The organism is Pseudomonas sp. DTU_2021_1001937_2_SI_NGA_ILE_001 (genome assembly GCF_032463525.1).
Taxonomy (GTDB): Bacteria; Pseudomonadota; Gammaproteobacteria; order Pseudomonadales; family Pseudomonadaceae; genus Aquipseudomonas.
Window position 1 is genome coordinate 5374229 of record NZ_CP135971.1, and the last position, 22467, is coordinate 5396695.

At 63.9% G+C, this 22467-nt stretch carries 20 protein-coding genes; 5 read left to right on the plus strand and 15 right to left on the minus strand.

What is annotated here, in order from left to right:
* Positions 1 to 226 precede the first annotated feature (226 nt).
* From RRX38_RS23700 to RRX38_RS23715, 4 genes are all read right to left on the minus strand, one after another.
* Positions 227 to 1147, minus strand: coding sequence for an amidohydrolase family protein (locus tag RRX38_RS23700; protein ID WP_315960909.1), 921 nt, complete (start codon positions 1145 to 1147; stop codon positions 227 to 229).
* A gap of 62 nt (positions 1148 to 1209) precedes the next feature.
* Positions 1210 to 2556: an MFS transporter gene (locus tag RRX38_RS23705; protein WP_315960910.1), complete on the minus strand. Its 1347-nt coding sequence runs from the start codon at positions 2554 to 2556 to the stop codon at positions 1210 to 1212.
* 45 nt (positions 2557 to 2601) lie between these two features.
* On the minus strand, positions 2602 to 3522 hold the full coding sequence (locus RRX38_RS23710) for an SMP-30/gluconolactonase/LRE family protein (protein ID WP_315960911.1): 921 nt from the start codon (positions 3520 to 3522) through the stop codon (positions 2602 to 2604).
* A gap of 213 nt (positions 3523 to 3735) precedes the next feature.
* Complete coding sequence (locus RRX38_RS23715; RefSeq protein ID WP_315960912.1) at positions 3736 to 5064, minus strand: hypothetical protein; 1329 nt, start codon at positions 5062 to 5064, stop codon at positions 3736 to 3738.
* Positions 5065 to 5346: 282 nt separating this feature from the next.
* Between RRX38_RS23715 and RRX38_RS23720 the strand changes: the two genes are divergently transcribed.
* The 3 genes from RRX38_RS23720 to feaR all read left to right on the plus strand — a co-directional run bounded on the left by RRX38_RS23720 (position 5347) and on the right by feaR (position 8478).
* Positions 5347 to 6846 (plus strand): APC family permease, encoded by a 1500-nt coding sequence (locus RRX38_RS23720; protein ID WP_315960913.1) that lies wholly within the window; start codon positions 5347 to 5349, stop codon positions 6844 to 6846.
* A complete protein-coding gene (locus RRX38_RS23725) occupies positions 6827 to 7405 on the plus strand; it encodes a DUF3156 family protein (RefSeq protein ID WP_315960914.1) in 579 nt (192 codons plus the stop codon). Before RRX38_RS23720 ends, RRX38_RS23725 begins: the two co-directional genes overlap by 20 nt.
* Before the next feature lie 113 nt (positions 7406 to 7518).
* Positions 7519 to 8478: a transcriptional regulator FeaR gene (gene feaR, locus RRX38_RS23730; RefSeq protein ID WP_315960915.1), complete on the plus strand. Its 960-nt coding sequence runs from the start codon at positions 7519 to 7521 to the stop codon at positions 8476 to 8478.
* Here the strand turns inward: feaR and RRX38_RS23735 are convergent.
* Positions 8462 to 10255: a bifunctional diguanylate cyclase/phosphodiesterase gene (locus RRX38_RS23735; protein WP_315960916.1), complete on the minus strand. Its 1794-nt coding sequence runs from the start codon at positions 10253 to 10255 to the stop codon at positions 8462 to 8464. The two genes, feaR and RRX38_RS23735, sit on opposite strands and share 17 nt — an antisense overlap.
* Before the next feature lie 122 nt (positions 10256 to 10377).
* Positions 10378 to 12459, minus strand: coding sequence for a carboxy terminal-processing peptidase (locus RRX38_RS23740; RefSeq protein WP_295474599.1), 2082 nt, complete (start codon positions 12457 to 12459; stop codon positions 10378 to 10380).
* A 135-nt stretch (positions 12460 to 12594) separates the two neighbouring features.
* On the opposite strand from RRX38_RS23740, the gene RRX38_RS23745 reads away from it, so the two are divergent.
* On the plus strand, positions 12595 to 13560 hold the full coding sequence (locus tag RRX38_RS23745) for an NAD(P)H-quinone oxidoreductase (RefSeq protein ID WP_295474597.1): 966 nt from the start codon (positions 12595 to 12597) through the stop codon (positions 13558 to 13560).
* Between the two features lie 51 nt (positions 13561 to 13611).
* Here the strand turns inward: RRX38_RS23745 and RRX38_RS23750 are convergent, their stop codons facing one another.
* The 5 genes from RRX38_RS23750 to RRX38_RS23770 all read right to left on the minus strand — a co-directional run bounded on the left by RRX38_RS23750 (position 13612) and on the right by RRX38_RS23770 (position 18143).
* A complete protein-coding gene (locus RRX38_RS23750) occupies positions 13612 to 14265 on the minus strand; it encodes an HAD family hydrolase (protein WP_315960917.1) in 654 nt (217 codons plus the stop codon).
* A gap of 126 nt (positions 14266 to 14391) precedes the next feature.
* Entirely contained in the window at positions 14392 to 15381 is a 990-nt protein-coding gene (locus RRX38_RS23755; RefSeq protein ID WP_315960918.1) for an ABC transporter ATP-binding protein, read from the minus strand.
* 1 nt (position 15382) lies between these two features.
* Positions 15383 to 16180 carry an ABC transporter permease gene (locus tag RRX38_RS23760; RefSeq protein ID WP_315960919.1) on the minus strand — a complete coding sequence of 266 codons (798 nt, stop codon included), beginning with the start codon at positions 16178 to 16180 and terminating at the stop codon, positions 15383 to 15385.
* Positions 16167 to 17009: an ABC transporter permease gene (locus RRX38_RS23765; RefSeq protein ID WP_295474585.1), complete on the minus strand. Its 843-nt coding sequence runs from the start codon at positions 17007 to 17009 to the stop codon at positions 16167 to 16169. Before RRX38_RS23765 ends, RRX38_RS23760 begins: the two co-directional genes overlap by 14 nt.
* A 69-nt stretch (positions 17010 to 17078) precedes the next feature.
* Positions 17079 to 18143 (minus strand): ABC transporter substrate-binding protein, encoded by a 1065-nt coding sequence (locus RRX38_RS23770; protein ID WP_315960920.1) that lies wholly within the window; start codon positions 18141 to 18143, stop codon positions 17079 to 17081.
* Positions 18144 to 18475: 332 nt separating this feature from the next.
* Here RRX38_RS23770 and RRX38_RS23775 point away from each other — a divergent pair, with 332 nt between their 5' ends.
* Positions 18476 to 19195: a UTRA domain-containing protein gene (locus RRX38_RS23775; protein ID WP_315960921.1), complete on the plus strand. Its 720-nt coding sequence runs from the start codon at positions 18476 to 18478 to the stop codon at positions 19193 to 19195.
* A gap of 60 nt (positions 19196 to 19255) precedes the next feature.
* Here the strand turns inward: RRX38_RS23775 and RRX38_RS23780 are convergent, their stop codons facing one another.
* The 4 genes from RRX38_RS23780 to minD form a co-directional block, all read right to left on the minus strand.
* On the minus strand, positions 19256 to 20545 hold the full coding sequence (locus tag RRX38_RS23780; protein ID WP_295474576.1) for a M18 family aminopeptidase: 1290 nt from the start codon (positions 20543 to 20545) through the stop codon (positions 19256 to 19258).
* A gap of 62 nt (positions 20546 to 20607) precedes the next feature.
* Positions 20608 to 21243, minus strand: a complete 636-nt coding sequence (locus RRX38_RS23785; protein ID WP_315960922.1) for an RluA family pseudouridine synthase — start codon at positions 21241 to 21243, stop codon at positions 20608 to 20610.
* A gap of 98 nt (positions 21244 to 21341) precedes the next feature.
* Positions 21342 to 21602, minus strand: a complete 261-nt coding sequence (gene minE / locus RRX38_RS23790) for a cell division topological specificity factor MinE (protein ID WP_295474571.1) — start codon at positions 21600 to 21602, stop codon at positions 21342 to 21344.
* Positions 21603 to 21605: 3 nt separating this feature from the next.
* On the minus strand, positions 21606 to 22415 hold the full coding sequence (minD, locus tag RRX38_RS23795; RefSeq protein WP_295474568.1) for a septum site-determining protein MinD: 810 nt from the start codon (positions 22413 to 22415) through the stop codon (positions 21606 to 21608).
* Between the last annotated feature and the right edge of the window lie 52 nt (positions 22416 to 22467).

Consider the following 22467-nt stretch of genomic DNA (forward strand, 5'->3'; position numbering starts at 1 on the left):
CGCATGTTCACGACAGGTGCAATGGATTTTCTGGCGCTTTCGCGGCTAAAGCCGCTCCCACCGGGCCAGTATTGCGGCTCAAGCCAATACTGGTCAGTTAGGCCGGGTAGGAGCGGCTTTAGCCGCGAAGCGACCGCATGTTCACAGCAGATGCAGTGGATTTCCTGGCGCCTTCGCCGCTGAAGCGGCGCCTACGGGTTTTTACGGTCATAGATGAGGCAGTGGCTCAGCCGAAGTCGTAAAGACTGACCGGGTTGTCCCGCAGAATCCGCGTACGGTCCTGGCTGGAGGGTGCCCACTCGGCCAGCAGGTCGAGGATCGCGGCGTCGTCGGGTTTGTTCTGGTTCACCGTCGGATGCGGCCAGTCGCTGCCCCACACCAGCCGCTGCGGGTTGATGCGCACCAGTTCGCGGGCGACGGCCCCGACGTCCTGGTATCCCGGTGCACCCTGTTTCGAGCGCAGGTAGGGGCCGGACAGCTTCACCCAGGTGCGCTGGTTGTCCAGCAGGCGAGTCAGCGTGGCGAAGGCCGGCGAGGTCACCCCTTCGGGCTGGGGGACGTGGCCCATATGGTCGATGACCAGCCTGGCAGGCAGGTTCGCCAGGCGGGTTTCCAGCTCCAGCAACTGGTTGCCGGGCGCGACCACCTGAACGTTCCAGCCACGCTCGTTGACCCGCGCCGCCAGGCGCTCCAGGTCGTCGAGGCTGGCACCTCCGTAGCTGAGGTTGAAGCGGATGCCACGCACGCCGGCCTCGTGCAGTTCGTTCAGTTGCGCGTCTGTGATGCTGCCGTCCACCACGGCGACACCCCGTGCCTCGCCCTTGGCCTGGCGCAGCCCGTCGAGCAGCAGGCGGTTGTCGGTGCCATAGGTCGACGGCGTGACGATGACCATGCGCCGCAGGTGCAGGCGCTCCTGGACCTGTCGATAGTCGGCCAGCGAGGCATTGGGCGGCAGCAGCTTGGCGTCCGGGGCCGCCGGGTAGCGGTCGTCGTAGAGGTGCATGTGGCAGTCGACGCTGCCGGGCGGAGGCACCAGCCGGGCGGCGTTGTCGCCTGAGGAATAACGGTAGCTGGCCAGTGCGTCCATCGACAGCAGGGCGCCGGTGGCGGCACTGGCCTGGAGGAACTGGCGTCGGGTCATGCTCATGCGCGAATCTCGTTGTTGTTGTCATGAAATGCCGGCCCGTTGCGGGCCGGCGATGCGATCGATCAGGCGCCTTTTTCCTCGGCGGTCTGCGCGAGGCCCGGTTGCTGGCGGCGCGCCGGATCACCCAGCCAGAGCATCAGGCAGACCCCGAGCATGAGGATCGACGCCACCGCATAGAAGGGCACGGAGAACGACTGCGTGGCGTCCTTGATCAGGCCGATCAGGAACGGTCCGGCGAAGCCGCCCAGGTTGCCGATCGAGACGATCAGCGCCAGGCCGCCTGCCGCCGCGCGACCGGTGAGGATGGTCGAGGGAATGGCCCAGAAGGTGGCCTGGAACGCCAGAATGCCGGACACGGTCATTGCCAGGCAGGCGACCTTCAGCACCGAGTTGTCTGCCAGTGCCGCACCCACCAGCGCGACGGCGGCGAAGGTCAGGGCGCTGACCACGTAGGGCAGGCGGTGTTCACTGCGGTTGGCCAGGCGTGCCCAGAGGGTCATCGACAGGGCACCGAGGATGTAGGGCAGGGCGGTGACCAGGCCGACGCTACTGTTGCTCATGCCCAGGCTCTTGATGATCTGTGGCATCCACAGGCCGATGCCGACCGAGCCGACGATGCAGCAGAAATTGATGACCGCCAGGGTGAAGACCTTGGGGTTGGTCAGCGCGCTGCGCAGGGTATGGCCGTGGGACGAGCCGATGGCTTGCTGTTCCTGCTTCAGGCGGTCGTTGAGCCAGGCTTTCTCGCGCTCGTTCATCCAGCGCGCCTTGGCCGGCGTGTCGACCAGCACGAACAGGCAGGCGATGCCCAGCAGCACGGCGGGCAGCGCTTCCACCACCAACAGGAACTGCCAGTTCTTCAGGCCCATGATGCCGTGCATTTCCATCAGCCAGCCCGACAGCGGCGAGCCGATGATGTTGGCCGTGGGAATGCCCAGCAGGAACGCGGCGATGGCCTTGGCCCGCCATTTGCCGGGGAACCAGTAGGTGAAGAACAGGTAGACGCCAGGGGTGAAACCCGCCTCGGCGACGCCGAGCAGGAAGCGCAGGATGCTGAAGCTGACCGGCCCGGTGGCGAAGGCGGTGGCCATCGAGATCAGGCCCCAGGTCACCATGATCCGGGCGATCCAGATCCGCGCGCCGAAGCGCTGCATGAGCAGGTTGCTGGGAATCTCGAAAATGAAATAGCCGAAGAAGAACAGCCCGGCGGCCCAGCCGAACATCGTGGCGGTCAGGCCCAGGTCCTTGTTCATGCTGATGGCGGCGAAGCCGACGTTGGTGCGGTCCAGGTAGCTGACCACGTAGCACAGGAAGATGAACGGCATGATGCGCAGCATGACGCGGCGCAGCAGTTTTTCACCCTCGGCGTCGGACAAGGGGGGGAGCGGAGCGGTAGTGTCCTGAGTCATGACGTCACTCTTTTATTGTTCTTGGACGGTTTTTTTTGCGGGCTGTCAGCTGTGTGAGTACATCGCCAGGCCCGCTGTGCTGGTGGTCACCTGGAGGATCGAGCCGGATTCCGATTCGGTGATGTAGAGGTTGCGGTTGTCTGCGCCGCCGAACGCCAGGTTGGTGTTGCTGATGCCCTGGCAGGAAACGATGCGTTGCAGCGGCTCGGCGACCTTCGACAGCTTCCATACCGAACCGAACCCGGTATGCGCGATGTACAGGTTGCTGTCCTGGTCGAGAGCCAGGCCGTCGGGGCCGCCCAGGCCGCCGTGCAGTTGGGCGAACACCCCGACCTTGCCGATGATCGAGCCGTTGCCCAGGGGGATGCGCCAGATCTGCTGGGCGCGGGTGACGGCGATCAGCAGGTGGTTCAGATGTGGGTCATAGACGATGCCGTTGGGGCTGGGGATGGTGTTGATCAGGCACGACAGCTGGCCGTCGTGGCTCAGCTTGTAGACCCGCCCGCTGGCATCCTGCAGGCCGGTCTGGCCCTGGTCGGTGAAGTAGAGGTCGCCGTTGGGCGCGAACACCAGGTCGTTGACGCCCTTGAAGCCTTCGGAGCCGGCCGATTCCAGCAGAGGTTCGATGTGCCCGCTGTGCGGGTCGAGGACCATGATTCCGCGTTTGTAGTCGGTGATGAAGATCCGGCCATCGCGATGGATTTTCAGGCCATTGGGCCAACCGTCGTATTCGCAGACCAGGGTCCATTCGCCCTGGGGCGAGATGCGGAAGATGCGGCCGTAGGGGATGTCGGTCACGTAGAGATTGCCATGCCGATCAAAGGATGGCCCTTCCAGGAACGAGTCGATTGCACGCCCCTGGCGATTGGCGTCCGCCCAGGCGGTGCGACGCGCGTTGCGGAATTGCTCGGGCAGACGGGTGAAGACCTGGGTCTCGACGACGGCCGGGGCCGGAAAGAAGCTCATGCGGGCCTCCTGTTGCGCAGGTTGTTATTGGATTTAATGAAACGCCATTTCAAAATAAAGCATCAAAAACAAAAAAGCGACCCTGGGGCCGCTCGTTTTTTTGCGATTTACACTCTTTCTTGAATTTTTATCGGGTTTTTATTGACACATTGTTCTGAAGTAAGGGGGGCGTTTTCGCCTGGCGGTGGGTTCAGGCCTGCCGGCCGGAGACACTCAGAACGGCACGGCGACGATCAGCTGGCTGTAGACGTTGGTGCCGTTGCCACCGAACTGGCTGCCGCCGTTGTCCTGGCCCTTGCGTGGTTTGTACAGGCCCACCAGCGGCGTGATGATCAGATGTTCATTGATTGCCCACTCGGCGTACAGGTCGGTTTCCCGGCCGTCGAGGTTGAGCGCCTGGCCCGTATGCAGGGTGCGGTAGTCGAAGAACAGCGCGCCAAGGGTCAGGTTTTCCAACGGCTTGGCTTTCAACCCCAAGTGATGCACCTGCGTGTTGCTATTGAAGGGGCCGGCATAGTTGGCGGCCACCTCACCCTGGAACCAGGTACCGAACCCGCGGTTCTGACCGTTGAACAGGGCGTCCCAGCCTTGCGAGTAGCGGCTGTAGCGGTAGGTGAGGTCCGGGCTCCAGGGCAGGTTCGCGAAGGTGTAGCCGCCTTCCAGGTACCAGGCTTTCTCGGCGCCCGCGTCCTTGTCCTGCCAGGCGTATTCGAAGGAGAAATGCGCGTTGTCGATACCGGCATTGCCTGCACCGCGCAGGCTGTAGATGTTCATGCCATCGCGCTGGCGCTGGAAGTCGCTGGCGTAGCGGTCATCCACGCCCAGGCCGTGGATCCAGGTCAGCCCCAGGGTGCCGGGTGCGGCGCTGTACTCCAGGGTGCCAGCGGCCATTTCGGTCTTGGCCTGGGCACGATTGTCGGACTTGAACCACAGCAGGCTGCCGTGCAGGCCGTCCTTGCCGCCCAGGCGCAGCACTGCGGTCTTGTCGAAGGCATGCCGGGCTGCCAGGTAGTACGCACCGCCGCGGTTCAGGTCGCCATCTGCCACGCCCTTGCCCATGTTGATGCCGTCGTCGTTGATGATGAAGCCGTCGCCCAGGGTGATCACCTGGCGGCCCCATGACAGATCGACGCCATCCTTGCCCAGTAGCGGGAACAGTTCGCCGGACTTCCAGCCGGCGAAGGCTTCGTCGAATTTGCTCGTCCGTTCACTGCCGTCGGTGAAACCGGCGGCGTCGCCGTCACCCCAGGTCGCCGAGCTGACCAGGTTGGCGGTGCCGTACAGGCTGCCGAACGAGCCCAGCCCCTGGGTGCCGCTCAGACCGTACTTGATGAAGCCCTCGCGCCAGGTCGAGCCGCCGGACGTGCCGTCATAGTTCTTGCGGCTGTTGAAGTGCCCATATACGGCGAGGAAGTTGCCGGTCAGGGTGGTGTCGTCGTCGCTGTAAAGCGCCACGGCCTGAGCCTGGCTGGCACCCAGCAGGGTGCTCAGGCCAAGGCCGAGCAGGGTGGGCAGGGTATTGCGTCGGTTGAAGCGCTCCATGGGTGTCGTCCCCTTCGTCTGTGGTTGGCTGCCCGCACAGTTAGGGGTACCCGGTGGACCTGAGTCTTTGCAGCGGCTGCCAGTCTCTTGTCCCTGCTGGCCAGTCAGGCGCGACTGGCAGGCTGCAACAAGACGTCCGTCAGCCAGGGTCAAGACGTCGGGTGAGGGCGGGCGCAAAGTGAATGGCATCAAGCGGCCAGACCTGTGGCATCCGCGGCAACGGCCCGCGACTTGCCTGCCAGGGGTTGCCGCTCACGCCAACGACCACTCCAGGGGCCAGACATGTCACTTCATCAGCAGCTCGACGCGCACCTCAACCGCGGCACGGTCGGTTTTCCCACCGCGCTGGCCAGTACCATCGGCCTGATCATGGCCAGCCCAGTGATCCTCACCGCCACCATGGGCTTCGGCATCGGCGGCAGCGCCTTCGCCCTGGCGATGATCCTCGCGGTGATCATGATGCTGGCCCAGGCCACCACGTTCGCCGAGGCGGCTTCGATCCTGCCGACCACCGGCTCGGTGTACGACTACATCAACTGTGGCCTGGGGCGTTTCTTCGCGATCATGGGCACCCTGGCGGCCTACCTGATCGTCCATGTGTTCGCGGGCACGGCGGAAACCATCCTGGCCGGGGTCATGGCCCTGGTGAACTTCGAACACCTCAATACCCTGGCCGAATCGGCCGGCGGTTCCTGGCTGCTGGGCGTCGGCTTCGTGGTGGTCCTGGGCGTGCTCAACATGTTCGGGGTCAGTGCCTTCGGCAAGGCGGAGATCATCCTCACCTTCGGCATGTGGGTGACGTTGATGACCTTCGGTGTGCTGGGCCTGATCGCTGCGCCGGCGGTGCAGCTCGACGGCTGGTTCGGTGCGTCGCTGGTGGGCACCGATCTGGTGACCGTCCTGTCCCTGGTCGGCATGGCGATGTTCATGTTCGTCGGTTGCGAGTTCGTCACCCCGCTGGCACCGGACCTGCGCCGCTCGGCCAAGGTCATGCCCAAGGCGATGATCCTCGGCCTGTTGGGCGTGGCCAGTTGCATGTTCATCTACGGCGCGGCGATGAAGCGCCAGGTCGAGAACGTGGTGCTGGACGCCGCCACGGGTGTGCATCTGCTGGATACACCGATGGCGATCCCGCAATTCGCCCACCAGGTGATGGGCGATATCGGCCCGGTGTGGCTGGGTATCGGCTTCCTGTTCGCCGGCGCGGCGACCATCAATACCCTGATGGCGGGCGTGCCGCGGATCATCTATGGAATGGCGGTGGATGGCGCATTACCGAAGGTGTTCACCTACCTCAGCCCGCGCTTCAAGACACCAATACTCTGCATTCTGGTGGCCATGCTGATCCCGTGCCTGCATGCCTGGTACCTGGGGGGTAACACCGACAACATCATCCACCTGGTGCTGGCCGCCGTGTGTGCCTGGAGCACTGCCTATCTGCTGGTGACCCTCTCGGTGGTCAGCCTGCGTATCCGTCGCCCCGACTTGCCACGCGCCTATCGGTCGCCGCTGTTCCCGCTGCCGCAGATCGTTTCCAGTGTCGGCATCCTGCTGGGCATGTGGTTCATTACCCCGCCTGGCATGAACCCGGCGGACATCTATGTGCCGTTCGGCGTGATGCTGGCCGCCACGGCCGCCTATGCGTTGTTCTGGACCCTGGTCGTCCAGCGTGTCCATCCGTTCAGGCCGGCGCGGGTCGAAGACGTGCTGGCCAAGGAGTTCGCCAGCGAGCCCGGTGTGCACGCGAAGGAGGTTGGCAGCGATGCTTTCAAGACTGTTTGATCGTCTGAGCGCCGAGCGCAACCCCAGCGGCTACCGGCCTGGAGTGACCCTTGAGCACCTGCGGCGCAACCTTGGCGTGGCGGGTTGGCACCTGCTCGACGCGCAGCGTGCACGGCTGACGCTGGGCGAGCTGGTGTTTGAAGTGCGCGAGCGCACCGAGTCGCAGCTGTTCATGCACTTGGTGATGAGCGAATTCGTGCTGCAGGTGCAGGGCCGCTCGCGGTGCACGGGGCGCTATGCGGTGCACCATGGCGGCGCGATTCGGCGCACCGGCCTGCACTGCCGTGCGCGTGGCGGTGACGGCCAGGCGCTGGCTGACCTGCAGGCGGCACTGTTGCACGATGCGCCGTTGCGCGAGGCGCTGATGCCGCTGGACTTCAAGCACCTGCGCCTGGAAGTGATCGACGGCCTGTGGTGCCTGCGCCTGGAGCACATGGGCGGCAGCGAAGTGGTCAATCGCCTTCCGGCGTTTCGCCGCTACATCGCCCTGGGCGCCGAGCAGAAGGCCTGCCTGTTCGCGGCATTGCAAGCCTGGCGGCGCATCCTCGGCGAGATCTGAGCGCGCCTGGCACGCATCCTGCCTTCATCCGATGAATCCCAGTGACCGTTGTGCGCATATTGTTAACATGTTATCAATGCGCGCATAACAACAAGATTCTCGTGGAGGTAGGTATGCAATCTGATCAGCTCGCCCGCCAGGGCCTCGAACAATGGACGGCCACACTGCATGCCATCTGTGGTCGTTTCGACACCGAGCTGGCCTTCAATCGCTCTCTGTTCATCGGCCAGATCCACACCTGGAAGCGTTCCGGGCTGGAGCTGGCCAGCCTGCGTACCAATGCCGGCAACATCACCCGCCAGGCTGGCAGCGCCGACCTGGACAACGATGCCGAATGCTTTCTGGTCAGCCAGCGCTCCGGCTACTCGCAGATCACCCAGCACGGCACCAGCATCCGCCTGGCGCCCGGTGAGCTGTTGCTCATGGACTCTGCCGGGCACTGCCAGATCACGCCGTTCGGGCTGATCGAGCATGCCTCGCTGTCACTGCCGCGTCGTGACGTCTACAAGGGGCTCAAGGGCCGCCCGGCATTCGGCAGGATCTCCGCCACGCGTACCTGCGGGCGCATGCTGCACGTGCTGATGGATCAGATGTGCAAGCACGCCGGGGATGACGAGAACCCCGAAGACGACCCGTACGGCCTGCAGAATGCCCTGGTCTCGTTGCTGCCGTCGGCCCTCGAACAGGCTGAGGCAGCCTGTGTCGATGCGGCGGTGCTGGGCAATGCCAACCTGCGCGGCTGCGTGCAGAAACTCATCGACGAGTCCCTGGGCCAGCCTGGCCTGACCCCGGCGGCCCTGGCGGCGCGGTTGAATATTTCGGTGCGCCACCTGTACCGGCTGTTCGAAGAGGAAGGCGACAGCGTATGCCGCTATATCCAGCGTGCCCGCCTCAAACGCAGTGCCGAGGACCTGGCCAACCCCTTCCTGCGCAACGAATCCATCACCACCATCGCCTACAAGTGGGGGTTCACCGATTCGGCGCATTTCAGCCGTTCGTTCAAGAAGCAGTTCGAGCAGTCGCCCAAGGATTTCCGCAGCTTGAGCCTAGTGCAGGCTACGGGCACTGCCTGAACAGGTGCGGGCGCAACGGCGCGGTGTCTGGCAGGGTGTCGATGCAATGCACGCTGGCGCCGATCACCTCTTTGGCGTAGTGCTTGGCCTGGGAGGCGAGGTCGGCCAGCTGGTTGGCGTCGATGCGGCCGCAGGCCTCCTGGCGCAGGTGCACGACCCCGATGGACAGCGACAGCAGGGGAAACTCCTGGCGCAGACCCTGGCGATTGAGGGCGATGAAACAACCCGCCTCCAGGTGCTCGGCGCGGTAGAAACGTCGGCACTGGTTCTGGAAATCGTCGAGCAGCGTCTGCAGGCGTTTTTGCCAGTCGTCCGGTCCCAGCACCATCAGGAAGTCATCGCCACCGATATGCCCGACGAAATCGCGGCTCGGGTCGATGCGGTCGTTCAGGCACTGTGCCAGGCACAACAACACCTCGTCGCCACGCGCATAGCCGTAGATGTCGTTGAAAGGTTTGAAGCTGTCGATGTCCACGTAGCAGATCACCGACTCCCGGCCCTGTTGCAGCAGGCGCGCCAGGCACTGTTGGATCGGTACGTTGCCGGGTAGCAGGGTCAGCGGGTTGGCGTAACGGGCCTGCTGGATCTTCATCTCGGTAATCAGCTTGAGCACGTCGATCAACCGGCCCAGTCCCACGTAGCTGCCATTGCAGGTAATGATGAAGTCTTCTTCGATGCGCTGGCGGGCACGGCTGGTCAGCAGCCGGCTGACCTGTTGCAGCGATTGGTTCTGCTCCACGGCCAGGAAGTCTTCGCTCATCAGCCGGCTGATCGGCTTGCGCGCGAACAGCTCGGTGGCGAAAGGCTTGAGCAGCGCTTCAGAAAGCGAATGACGGTGCACGATGCCGCACGGGCGCTGGTGTTCGTCCAGTACCGCGACGGAGTTGAGGTTGGCCTGTTGGCGAAAGGCTTCGAGCACCCGCGCCGTCGGCGTGTCATGGCTGACCGCCGCCTGGCGGTTGAGCAGGGCGCTGAGGTCGGCGTTATCCTCATTCAGCGAGGGGCTGGGACCTTCCGCCTTCGGCAGCATCAGGCGGGCGTCCTGCACCGGGTTTTCCTGCGGGCGGGCCAGCAGATAGCCCTGCACCAGGTCCACGCCCATGTCGACCAGCACACTCAGTTCTTCAGCCAGTTCGATACCCTCGGCGATCACTGTGGCCCGCGAGGCCTTGGCCATCTGCAACATGGAGCCGACGAACTCGCGCTTGACCGCATCCTGGTGGATGCCGTCGATGAAATGGCGGTCGATCTTCACGTAGTCCGGGCGCAGTTCCGACCACAGGCGCAGGCTGGAGTAGCCGGCGCCCAGGTCGTCCAGGGCGATGGAGAAACCCATGTCGCGATAGTGATGCAGGGCCTTGTAGAGCAGGCCGAAGTCATCGGTGGGGGTCTGCTCGGTGAGTTCGATGACCACGTCCTGGGGCGCGATGCCATAGCGCTGCAGCATGCCCAGGGTGCGCCCTGGCGGGTGTGAGGCCTCCAGCAGCGATTCGGGCGAAACGTTGAGGAACAGCTTGCCCGGCAGGGCCTGCTGGCTGAAGCGGCGGCAGGCATTCTCACGGCAGGCCAGCTCCAGCTCGCTCAGTCGGCCGCCTTGGCGGGCTACGGCGAACAGGCTGATCGGTGAATGCAGGGTACTGTTTGACGGGCCGCGGGTCAGGGCCTCGTAACCGAGGATGCGCCGCTCGGAGAGCATGACGATGGGCTGAAACAGACTGTGCAACTCACCACGAGCCAGGATGGAACTCAGCGCGCTCAATTGCTCGGTCACGGTCATGGTGGTCTCTGCTACAAAAATAAAAGGTCTGACCCCCTTACAGGGGACAGACCTTTATTTGACTACAGAATCATGACTGCTTGATGACGGATTGGCAATTTGCCATTAGTTCCGTCGGTTGTTCACTTTTTTGCCACCGAGGCGCTGAGACCCAGATAGTCGATGAGAATACGCCCGGTCTCGGCCAGGTAGGCGTCATCCTCGGGCTTGGCCTTCTCGTCGTCGGTCGGCAGCGCGTCTTCGTCTTCCTTCTTCAGCTCCTTGAGCGGTTCCTCGCCCTTGGCCTTGCGCCGGGTGTTTTCCAGCGCCAGTTGCTGGTTCTCGATGGAGGTATGCTCGGCGCGACGATCGGCTTCGTTGAGGCTGACGGTCTTCTCGCTCATCAGCTTGCGCGCCAGGGCCAGACGGTCTTCGATGAACACGAACTCCGCGTCCTTGACCTTGCGCTGGTCGTGGCGCGCCTGCAACTGCGCGAGGAACGGCTTGAACGGGTCGACTGCCGGACGCACGGCCGGGCGGATGCTGTCCCACGGCATGGCTTCAGGCAGCGCGCTCTCGCCGATTTCCTTGGTGTCGATCAGCGACGGGTAGGTGATGTCCGGCACCACGCCCTGATGCTGGGTGCTCTGCCCGGAAACCCGATAGAACTTGGCCAGGGTCAGCTTCAGTTCGCCATGGTTGAGCGGCTGGATGGTCTGCACGGTACCCTTGCCGAAGGTCTGGCCACCGATGATCAGCGCCCGGTGGTAGTCCTGCATGGCGCCGGCGAAGATCTCCGAGGCCGAGGCCGAGAGACGGTTGACCAGTACCGCCATCGGGCCTTTGTAGAAGGCGCCCTTGGCTTCGTCTTCGAGCACATCGACCTTGCCGTCGGCGTTGCGTACCAGCACGGTCGGGCCCTTGTCGATGAACAGGCTGGTCAGCTCGGTGGCCTCCTGGAGCGAACCACCGCCGTTGTTGCGCAGGTCCAGCACCAGGCCGTCGACCTTCTCGGCCTGCAGCTCGGTAAGCAGTTTCTTCACGTCACGGGTGGTGCTCTTGTACTCGGGGTCGCCCGCGCGATAAGCCTTGAAGTCGAGGTAGAACGCCGGAATCTCGATTACGCCGAGCTTGTAGTCACGGCCATCCTGGTTCAGGTGCAGAATGGATTTCTTGGCGGCCTGTTCTTCCAGCTTCACGGCCTCGCGGGTGATCGACACCACCTTGCTGGTCTGGTCGTTCGGCGCATTGCTGGCCGGGATGATTTCCAGGCGCACCACCGAGCCTTTCGGCCCGCGGATCAGCTTGACCACTTCGTCAAGGCGCCAGCCGATCACATCGACCATTTCCTTGTCGCCCTGGGCCACGCCGATGATCTTGTCGGCGGTGGACACCTGCTTGGTCTTGGCGGCCGGGCCGGCTGGCACCAGGCGCACGATCTTGACGTTGTCGTTGTCGCTCTGCAGCACCGCACCGATGCCTTCCAGCGACAGGCTCATGTTGATGTCGAAGTTTTCCGCGCTGTCAGGTGACAGGTAGTTGGTGTGCGGATCGTAGGACATCGCGAAGGAGTTCAGGTAGGCCTGGAAGATGTCCTCGGCGCGGGTCTGGCTCAGGCGCGCCAGCTGGTTCTTGTAACGCTTGGTGAGGGTTTCCTGGATCTTGGCCGGGTCCTTGCCCGCGATCTTCAGGCGCAGCACCTCGTCCTTGACCCGCTTGCGCCACAGGTCGTCCATCTCGGCTTCGTTCTTCGGCCAGGGGGCGTCCTTGCGGTCGACCAGCAGGGTTTCCTTGGTGGCGAAGTCCATCTTGTCGACGCCCTTGTTCAGCTCCGCCAGGGCGAACTCCAGGCGCGATTTGCTGCGGTCGAGGAAGCGCTTGTAGATGGTGAAGCCGGCGTTGAGGTCGCCGCTTTTGAGGAAGTCGTCGAACTGCGTCTGCCACTTATCGAATTCGGCGATGTCACTAGCCAGGAAGTAACTGCGCGACGGGTCGAGCAGCTTGAGGTAGCTGTTGTAGATGATCACCGAGCGCTTGTCGTCCAGCGGCGGCTTGCTGTAGTGGTGGCGCTTGAGCAGTTCCACCACGTTGAGGCTGGCGATCACTTCGTCGCGGTCGGGCTGAAGCTTGTCCCAGGCGTTGGCGGCAAAGGTGCTGGCGGACGTCGACAGGGTGCCGAGGCCAATGAGCAGGGCGAGGGCGGTGCTCGGGAAGAAATGCTTCATGCTGATTCGACGCGGAGACAATTGATAACGCATATTAGGCCGTCTTAGAAATCGCCGGTTCCATGGACCCGGTCGCATAATGCACAAGCCCGCGCAAAGGCGGCGGGCTCAGTCCTGACTCACTATGGAGGCACCGTGAAGGCATTGCAAGGCGTTAACGGACAGTTGGAATGGGTCCAGACACCAAGTCCGACCCTGGACGTCGGTCAAGTCCGCATCAAGGTCGCGGCGGCGGGGCTCAACCGTGCCGACCTGCTGCAGATCAAGGGCCACTATCCACCACCGCCTGGAGCCAGCGAATTCCTTGGCCTGGAGTGCTCCGGGGTGATCGCCGAGGTAGGTCCCGGCAGCAGTTGGCAGGTCGGCGACCGGGTCTGCGCCTTGCTGGCCGGGGGTGGCATGGCCGAGGAAGTCGTGGTCGACGGTCGCCATGTGCTGCCAGCCCCGGAAAACCTGAGCCTGGCCGAGGCCGCCTGCCTGCCGGAGGTGTATGCCACGGCCTGGTTGAACCTCTTCGAACTGGCCGCCATCAAGCCCGGCGAGAAGGTTCTGCTGCACGCCGGGGCAAGTGGAGTTGGTTCAGCGGCCATTCAGCTGTGCAAGGCCTTCGGCAACCCGGTATGGGTCAGTGTCGGTTCCGCCGAACGCCTGGCCTATTGCGTCGAGCTGGGCGCTCAGGGGGGTGTGGTGCGCGGTGACAACCTCGCCGGCCTGGAAGCCTTCGCGCCGTTCGATGCAGTGCTCGACCCGGTGGGCGGCAACGAATACGCCGCGCTCAACCTCAAGCTGCTGGGCCAGGACAGCCGCTGGGTGCTGATCGGCGTGATGGCCGGGCGCAAGGCCGAGATCGACCTGGCCCAGGTGCTGGGCAAGCGCATTCACCTGTTGGGGTCGACCCTGCGCAGCCGTGACGAGCAGTTCAAGGCCACCCTCATCAGCGACCTGGCCCAGCAGGTCTGGCCGCTGTTCGTCGAGGGCCGCCTCAGCCCGCAACTGTCGCGCACCTTCCCGGCCGAACAGGCCAGCGAGGCCTATGCCACGTTGGAGAGCAACCAGGTGTCAGGCAAGGTCGTGCTGGTCATCGACCCGCAACTGCAATGAGGCGCAGCGGGCCCGGCAACCGCTGCCGGGCCCGCTGCGTTCGGGCCGTTGTCACTTCCAGTGATGGATCGGCCAGCCGGCCTCACGTGCGTGTTCCAGCAGCACCGGGTCGGGATTGACCACGTGCGGGTGGTCGACGGTCTGCAACAGCGGCAGGTCGTTGCGCGAGTCGGAATAGAAACTCGCGCCTTCGAGGTTTTCCCCTTCGGCGTCCAGCCACTGCATCAGCCGTGCGACCTTGCCCTGCTGGTAGGTCAGGGTGCCTGTGGTGGCGCCGCTGTACACGCCATGCTGGACGTCCAGGTCGATGGCCAGCACTTCATCGATGCCCAGGCGCTCGGCGATGGGCGCCACCAGGTGCACGCTGGAGGCGGAGATCACCAGGATACGGTCACCCTGGGTACGGTGTTCGGCGATGGCCTTGCAGGCGTCGCTGAAGATGATCGGCTCGATGACGTCCTCGACCCAGGGGCCGACCAGATGCTCGACTTCTTCGGGGGTACGCCCGGCCATGGGCTCCAGGCTGAACGCCATATAGTCTTCCATGGCCAGCTCGCCGGCCTTGTAGGCGTCCATCATCTCGTTGTTGCGGCGCATGAACGACTCGGGGTCGACCCAGCCCAGGCGGCCCATGTGCTCGCACCACAGCGTCGAGCAGTCGCCGTCGATGAGGGTTTCGTCCAGGTCGAAAATGGCTACGGGCATTGTTGCGGTCCTTTGTCAGCGTGAGGGCGGCACTGTAACCCGTCGCGGCGCCCTCGGTCGCGATAACCCTGCTTCAGGTTCGGCAGAGTGGCGTTGGCACAGGGGCAGTCGTGGCCCGCACGCCGGTCAGGAAAGTGTGCAAATGGCGGCCGGGTCGATGCTCAGCCCGACCCTCTGGCCGTCGGCCTTCAAGTCAGCCGCCGAGCGGTTGAGTACGTCGACCACCAGATCCACCTCGTTGCTGCGTACCCGGTAGCGGATCACGTTGCCCAGCAGGCTGTGGCTGAGGATTTCCCCGGCCAGCGGGCCGTCGGCGTGCAGCTCGATGGCCTCCGGGCGGATCGCCACGCGCCCGGCCATAGGGCGTTGCAGCAGGCGGCTGGCGACAGCGGCGTCGAGCAGGTTGTAGTTGCCGATGAACCCGGCGGCAAAGGCGTCCACCGGCGCGGTGTACAGCGACTCGGCATCACCGCTCTGCACGATACGGCCCTGGTTCATCAGCACGATACGGTCGGACAGGGTCAGGGCTTCTTCCTGGTCATGGGTGACGAAGATCGTGGTCAGGTTCAGTTCGCGCTGGATGGCGCGAATCTGCTCGCGCAGGTGCTTGCGGATGCGCGCGTCCAGGGCCGACAGCGGCTCGTCGAGCAGCAGCAGGCGCGGGCGGGTGACCAGCGAGCGGGCCAGGGCCACGCGCTGGCACTGGCCACCGGACAGCTGGTGCGGGTAGCGCCCGGCGAAATCCTGCAGTTCTACCAGGCGCAGCATCTCGGCGACACGCTGGGCGCTTTCCTCGCGGCTGACTTTCTGCATGCGCAGGCCGAAGGCCACGTTCTGTTCCACGGTCATGTTGGGAAACAGCGCGTAGCTCTGGAACACCATGCCGATGTTGCGCTTCTGCGGGTTGAGCGGCACCAGGTCCTGGCCGTCGAGCAGGATGCGCCCGCTGTCCACCGGAGTCAGCCCGGCGATGCAGCGCAACAGGGTCGACTTGCCGCAGCCGGAAGGACCGAGCAGGGTGATGAACTCGCCCTTGTCGATGCGGCAGTGGATGTCGCTGAACACGGGCGTGCCGGTGTAGCTCTTTTGCAGGTTCTCGATACTGATGAAGCTCATTTCAGTCCTTGTCCTTGTTCAGTCGGTTGGCGACCCAGGTCAGTACCAGCACGAAGAGGAAGTAGGAAATCACCAGGGCACTGTTGAAGTGGCCGCTGCTGTTGCGCATGTTGTTCAGGTACACCTGCAGGGTCTCGTAGCGGGTGCCGACCAGCAGGTTGGCGAACACGAACTCGCCGAACAGGAAGGAGAACGACAGCAGCACGGCGACCATCAGGCCCTTGCGCAGGTTGGGCAGCACCACCATGAAGGCCGCCTGCCAGGTGCTGGCGCCGAGCAGGCGCGCGGCGTCCATCAGGTCGATCAGATTGATCGCCTGCAGGTTGTTGGTGATGGCGCGGTACATGAAGGGCAGGGCGATGGTGAAGTAGCAGCCGATCAGGATCCACGGCGTGCCGACCATGGCCATGCTGCCTGAACCATAGAGCTGCAGCAGGCCCACCGAGGACACCACCGGCGGCACCGCGAAGGGCAGCAGGATGAGGATGTTCATCAACCCGTCGAGCCGCGGGAAGTGGTAATGCACCACGAACAGCAGCGGCAGGATCAGTACCACCGAAAGCAGCAGCGCACCGACGCAGACCAGCAGCGACTGGGCGAAGGCGTTGAGAAAGCGCGCGTCGCTCCACAGCGCCAGGTACCACTTGAAGGTCAGGCCGCTGGGCAGGATGGTCGCCGACCAGCTGGTGGCGATCGAGTACAGGAAGGTGCCGGCCAGCGGCAGCAGCAGGATCAGGAACAGCAGCCAGACCACCGTGCGGTGGTAGAGGCTGGCGGGGCGTCGTTCAGCGCGCGACATGGTAGCTCCTCTTCAGCAGCCACTGGTGTACCAGGGTGACCAGGGTCATCAGGCCGACGAGAATCATCGCCAGGGCGCTGGCCATGTTCGGGTCCAGGGTGATATCGCCGGAGACCATGGCGGCGATGCGGATCGGCAGCACGTTGAAGTTGCCGACGGTCAGGGCGTACACCGTGGCGTAGGCACCGAGGGCGTTGGCCAGCAGGATCACGAAGGTGCCCAGCAGCGCCGGGGTCAGCACCGGCAGACCGATGTGCCACCAGAACTGCCAGGGTCCGGCGCCGAGCAGCGCGGCAGATTCGGACCAGTCCTGGCGCAGGGCGTCGAAGGCCGGGTAGAGCAGCAGCACGCCCAGGGGAATCTGGAAATAGGTGTAGACGATGATCAGCCCGGTCTTGGAGTACAGGTTGAAGTCACCGATGATCCCGCTCTGCTTGAGAATCAGCGTCAGCGCGCCGTTGAAGCCAAGCAGGATAATGAAGGCGAAGGCCAGCGGTACGCCGGAGAAGTTGCTGGTCATGTTGGCGAAGGCGGTGACGAAGTCACGCAGCCGCGAGTCGACCTGGCGCAGCGACCAGGTGCCGATCACCGCGATGACGATGCCGAACAGGCTCGACCAGAAGCTGATTTCCAGGCTGAACTGCATGGCCTGGCGATAGAAGCGCGAGTTGAAGGCCTTGCTGAAATTCTCCAGGCCCCAACCGTTGTCGGACTGCAGGCTGTGGATCGCCACCCAGGCCAGCGGGGCGATCTGGAATACGATGAAGAACAGGGCGAACGGTAACAGGCATGTCAGTGCCAGCCATTGCCCGCGGGAGAACTGCTTCAAATCCGTTGCTCCGGGCCATGAGGTGTAGCGCTGGCGGACGCGGTGTGCGCCACGCCCGCCAGCCGGGTGTCAGTTCATCTCGATGATGACCTGCTCGTTCCACTTCTGTGGCAGGGCCTTGGAAGTCTTCTCCCAGGCCTGCGCGTCCTTGATCGGCGTGACGTGCTTGTACTGTTCGTTGGGCAGCAGCTTGGCCTTCACGTCGTCCGGCAGGGTGATGTGCTCGGCACGAATCGGCCGCGCGTTGCCCTTGGCCAGGTTGATCTGCCCGGCGTCGCTGAAGATGTATTCGCGGGTCAGCTTGGCGGCGTTGGGGTGCTTGGCGTACTTGTTGATGATGGTGGTGTAGCCAGAGATCACCGAGCCGTCGGAGGGGATCAGCACCACGAAGTCATCGGGGTTGGCCATCTTGGCCTTGTAGCTCAGGCCGTTGAAGTCCCAGACCACACCGACTTCCACTTCACCCTTCTCGATGGTCTGGATGGTCGGGTTGGCCAGCGACAGGCGCTTCTGTTTGGCCAGCTCGGTGAACAGCTGCAGGCCCGGCTCGATGTTGGTCTCGTCGCCCTTGAAAGCGAACGAGGCAGCCAGCACGCCGTTGGCGGCCTGGGCGGCGGTGCTCACGTCGCCGATGGAAACCTTGTATTTGCCGGTCTTCAGGTCGGCCCAGCTTTTCGGGACGTCCGAGCCGTGCAGCAGCTTCTTGTTGACGATGAAGGCGATGGTGCCGGTATAGGCCAGCGCCCAGTGGCCGTCCTTGTCCTTGGCCCAGTCCGGAACCTGTTCCCAGGTGCTCGGCTTGTAGGGCTGGGTCACGCCCTTGGCGGCGGCGATCGGGCCGAAGGCCGCCCCGACGTCACCGATGTCGGCGCTGGCGTTATCTTTCTCGGCGTCGAACTTGGCCACTTCCTGGGCCGAACTCATGTCGGTGTCGGTGTGCTTGAGGCCGTACTTGGCGGTCAGGTCGGTCCAGGTGCCTTTCCAGTTTGCCCAGTCGTCGGGCATGCCGACGCTGTTCACGGCGCCTTCGGCCTTGGCGGCGTCTTCCAGGGCTTTGATGTCGGTGTTCGCAAAGGCCGCGTTGCTCAAGGCAATGGCCGAACCCAGCAGTGATGCCAACAAAAGGTGTTTCATTCGAAGCTCCTTGGTGCACTTGCGGCAAGAGGTGTTGGTCGTGGTCTAGATCAGCAATACCTGAGCCAAATTAGGCGCTTTGCATGACATTTTCGTGTCGGGCGCTGGGACTGGCGCGTTTGTTGTTCGCTCAGATGGCGCTGCGAACTAAGCGTAGACTACCGCCCGGGCCTTGCTGGACAAGGTGTTGCGCCGTGTCATGGACTAGTCTTGGCAAGCTTGGCCAGGCGAATGTCACAGGACAGTCATGTCCAGGACATAGGCTCACAGGCAGGTTCCAGAGAGGCGCGCGTGCCCTTGTCTGGGGCTGGTATAGACCAGAAAGGTAGCTTATGCGCGATGATGAACCACGAGCGGTGACCACCATTTGCCACGCCTTGCAGGAGCAGATCCAGCGTGGCCTGTTGCCGCCGGGTGAAAAGCTGCCGGCCGAGCGTCAGCTCAGCGAATTGTTCGGCACGACGCGCATTACCTTGCGTGAAGCCCTGGTGCAGCTCGAAGCCCAAGGCCTGATCTACCGCGAAGAGCGGCGCGGCTGGTTCGTTTCGCCACCCCGGCTGGCCTATGACCTCAACAGCCGCAGCCACTTCCACGCGATGGTCGCCGCCCAGGGGCGCGAGCCACAGACCCAGATGCTCTCGGCGCGCCTGCAGCCGGCCTCGGCGTCGATCTGCCAGCGCCTGCAACTGCCGGCGCTGTCCAGCGTGATCCAGATCTGCCGGGCGCGCCGCATCGACCGGCGGCCCGTGCTGTATGTCGAGCATTACCTCAAGCCAGAGTATTTTCCCGGCATTCTCGACTGCGATCTCGACCAGTCACTCACCGAGCTGTACGCCGAGCGCTACGGGGTGCACTACGGGCAGGTGACTTTCGACCTGTTGCCGACTGCCCTGCATGCCGAAGCCGCTGCGGCCTTGAAGGTGTCACTGGGCACGCCCGGCTTGTGCATCGCGAGGGTCAATCATGACCGCGAGGGGCGGCTGATCGATTGCGACCTGGAGTACTGGCGGCACGACGCGATTCACGTCAGTGCGGTGATGCGCGACCGCTGAGCAGTGCAAGCGGCTTGAGCCGGGATTTACTTGCGGCTCAAACCGGTCCTGCAGGAGTGCTCAGGGCAATTCGGTGCTGGCGTAGAACGCCCCGAGGACCTTGACCAGGTGCGCCAGGTCGTGGCTGCCGGCCAGCTCGCGGATCGAGTGCATGGCGAAGGTCGGCAGGCCGATGTCCACGGTGCGGATACCCAGGTGGCTGGCCGTGATGGGGCCGATGGTCGAACCACAACCCATGTCGCTGCGCACCACGAAGCTCTGCACCGGGACTTCTTCGGCCATGCACAAGTGGCGGAAGAAACCGGCGGTTTCGCTGTTGGTGGCGTAGCGTTGGTTGCTGTTGACCTTGATCACCGGCCCGGCGTTGAGCTTGGGCCCGTGGTTGCCATCATGCTTGTCGGCGTAGTTGGGGTGTACGCCATGCGCGTTGTCGGCCGAGACCAGCAGCGAACGCTGGATGGTGCGCACGTAGTCTTCGTGGTCGCCGACCAGGCGCTGGACGATCTGTTCGAGCATCGGGCCGTCGGCGCCGCAGGCCGAGGCCGAACCGATTTCCTCGTGGTCGGTGCACACCAGCAGGCAGGTCTGCTCGCTGTCGCTGTTGAGCAGGGCCTGCAGGCCGGCGTAGCACGACAGCAGGTTGTCCAGGCGCGCCCCGGCGATGAAGTCCTGGTTGAGGCCGATCACGGCGGCGCTCTGGGTATCGTAGAAGCTCAGCTCGTAATCGAGCACCACGTCGGCGTTGAGGTCGTGCTCGCGGGCCAGTTGGTCGGTGAGCAGCGCACGGAAGTCCGCACGTTCATCACCGGCCACCTGGGCCAGGATCGGCGGCAGTTCGGTCTGCGGGTTGATGTGCCAGCCTTCGTTGGCGCTGCGGTTGAGGTGGATCGCCAGGTTGGGGATCACCGCGATCGGCGCACGGAAGTTGATCAGTTGGCTCTCGACCTTGCCGTCACGGCGGAACGTCACCCGCCCGGCCAGCGACAGGTCGCGGTCGAACCAGGGCGCCAGCAGGGCGCCGCCGTAGACTTCCACGCCCAGTTGCCAGAAACCCTGGCGCTGCAGTTCAGGCTGCGGCTTGACGCGCAGGCAGGGGCTGTCGGTGTGTGCGCCGACCATGCGGATGCCGCTGATCAGTGGCGAGTGGCGACCCATGCGAAAGGCCACGATGGACGAGTCGTTGCGGGTCACGAAATACCGGCCACCGGCTTCGACGGCCCAGGTGTCACGTTCGTCGAGGCGCTGGAAACCGGCGGCTTCCAGATGTTGTACGAGGGTGGCGGTGGCATGGAACGGGGTGGGCGAGGCCTTGAGGAAGTCGATCAGGCCCTTGTTCAACTCTTCACGCATAAATCACTCCAGACAGCAGTGCCGCGAGTTTATCGCATCGGGGCGGTTTTGGCCGCGCAGGATCAGAACGGTGCCGGGCATTCGAAGCGCAGGCGCTCGCCGCTGACCGGGTGGCTGAAACTCAGCATGCTGGCATGCAGGCACAGTCTCGGGGAAGCGGCCAGCGCCTCGGCATGCGCATACAGGCCGTCGCCCAGCAGTGGGTGGCCGATGGACAACATGTGCACGCGCAGCTGGTGCGAGCGACCGGTGATGGGGGTCAGTTCCACGCGGCAGTGATCGGCATGACGTTCGAGGATCTTCCAGAAGGTCAGGGCGTGCTTGCCCTGTTCGTGGTCGACGACGTGGCGTGGCTTGGTCGGCGGGTCGTAGCGCAGTGGCAGGTCGATACTGCCGCTGTCCAGTTCTGGCTGGCCCCAGCACAGTGCGGTGTAGGCCTTCTCGGTCTCGCGGTCGTGGAACTGCCGGGACAGCTCGCGGTGGCTGTCGGCGTCGCGGGCCAGCAGGATGATGCCGGAGGTTTCCCAGTCCAGGCGATGGACAATGCGTGCCTCGGGGTAGCCGTTATCCTGCAGGCGGGTGATCAGGCAGTCCTTGTTGTCCTCGGCGCGGCCGGGCACGGACAGCAGAAAGGCAGGTTTATCGACCACCAGGAGGGCGGCGTCCTGATGAAGAATGCGGATGTTCGACAGCGGCATGCGGGTAGACGGCCTCGGTGCACGATGAAAAACGCGAGCGGCGCAACCGGAGGCCTCCCTGGCGGGAAGCTCCGATTGCGCCGCTGGCGGTTGCCGGATCAGCGATCAGGCAGGGTTACGTTGAGTTCCAGGATCGAGCAGCTGCCCTGGTTTTCCAGAGCGACCTGCACCTGGTCGGACTCAATGCTGACGTATTTACGGATCACTTCCACCAGCTCCTTCTGCAGGGCAGGGAGGTAGTCGGGGGCCGTGTTGCCGCGTTGGCCGCGCTCGTGCGCTACGATGATCTGCAGACGCTCTTTCGCCACCGAAGCGCTGTTGGCTTTCTTGCGGTCGCGAAAGAAGTCGAAAATATTCATGCGTCAACCCCCGAACAGACGTTCAAAGAATCCCTTCTTCTGTACATCCAGGAAACGGTGTTCCCGGTCCTTGCCCAGCAGGCGGTCCACGGCATCGCTATAGGCCTGGCCGGCATCGCTCTGTTCGTCGAGGATCACCGGTACGCCCTGGTTGGAAGCCTTGAGCACCGCCTGGGATTCCGGGATCACGCCCAGCAGGGTGACGGCGAGGATTTCCTTGACGTCGTCGACGCCGAGCATTTCGCCCTTGCTCACGCGCTCCGGGTTGTAGCGGGTCAGCAGCAGGTGTTCCTTGATCGGGTCTTCGCCGTTCTCGGCGCGGCGCGATTTGCTGGCCAGGATGCCCAGCATGCGGTCGGAGTCGCGAACCGAAGACACCTCGGGGTTGGTGACCACGATGGCTTCGTCGGCGAAGTACATCGCCAGGTGCGCACCGGTCTCGATGCCGGCCGGGGAGTCGCAGACGATGTATTCGAACGACTGGCGCAGCTCGTCGAGCACGCGTTCCACGCCTTCCTTGGTCAGGGCTTCCTTGTCACGGGTCTGGCTGGCGGCCAGCACGTACAGGTTTTCGATCTTCTTGTCCTTGATCAGCGCCTGCTGCAGATTGGCCTCGTTGTTCACGACGTTGACGAAGTCGTATACCACGCGGCGTTCACAGCCCATGATCAGGTCCAGGTTACGCAGACCGACGTCGAAGTCGACGATTACCGTCTTGTGGCCGCGCAGTGCGAGGCCGGTACCGATGGCGGCGCTGGTGGTGGTCTTGCCCACACCACCCTTGCCGGATGTAACTACGAGAATCTTGGCCAAGGTGTTTCACCCCTAGAGCAAACGGACTTTCAGTCCAAGAAGAGCGTCCCTT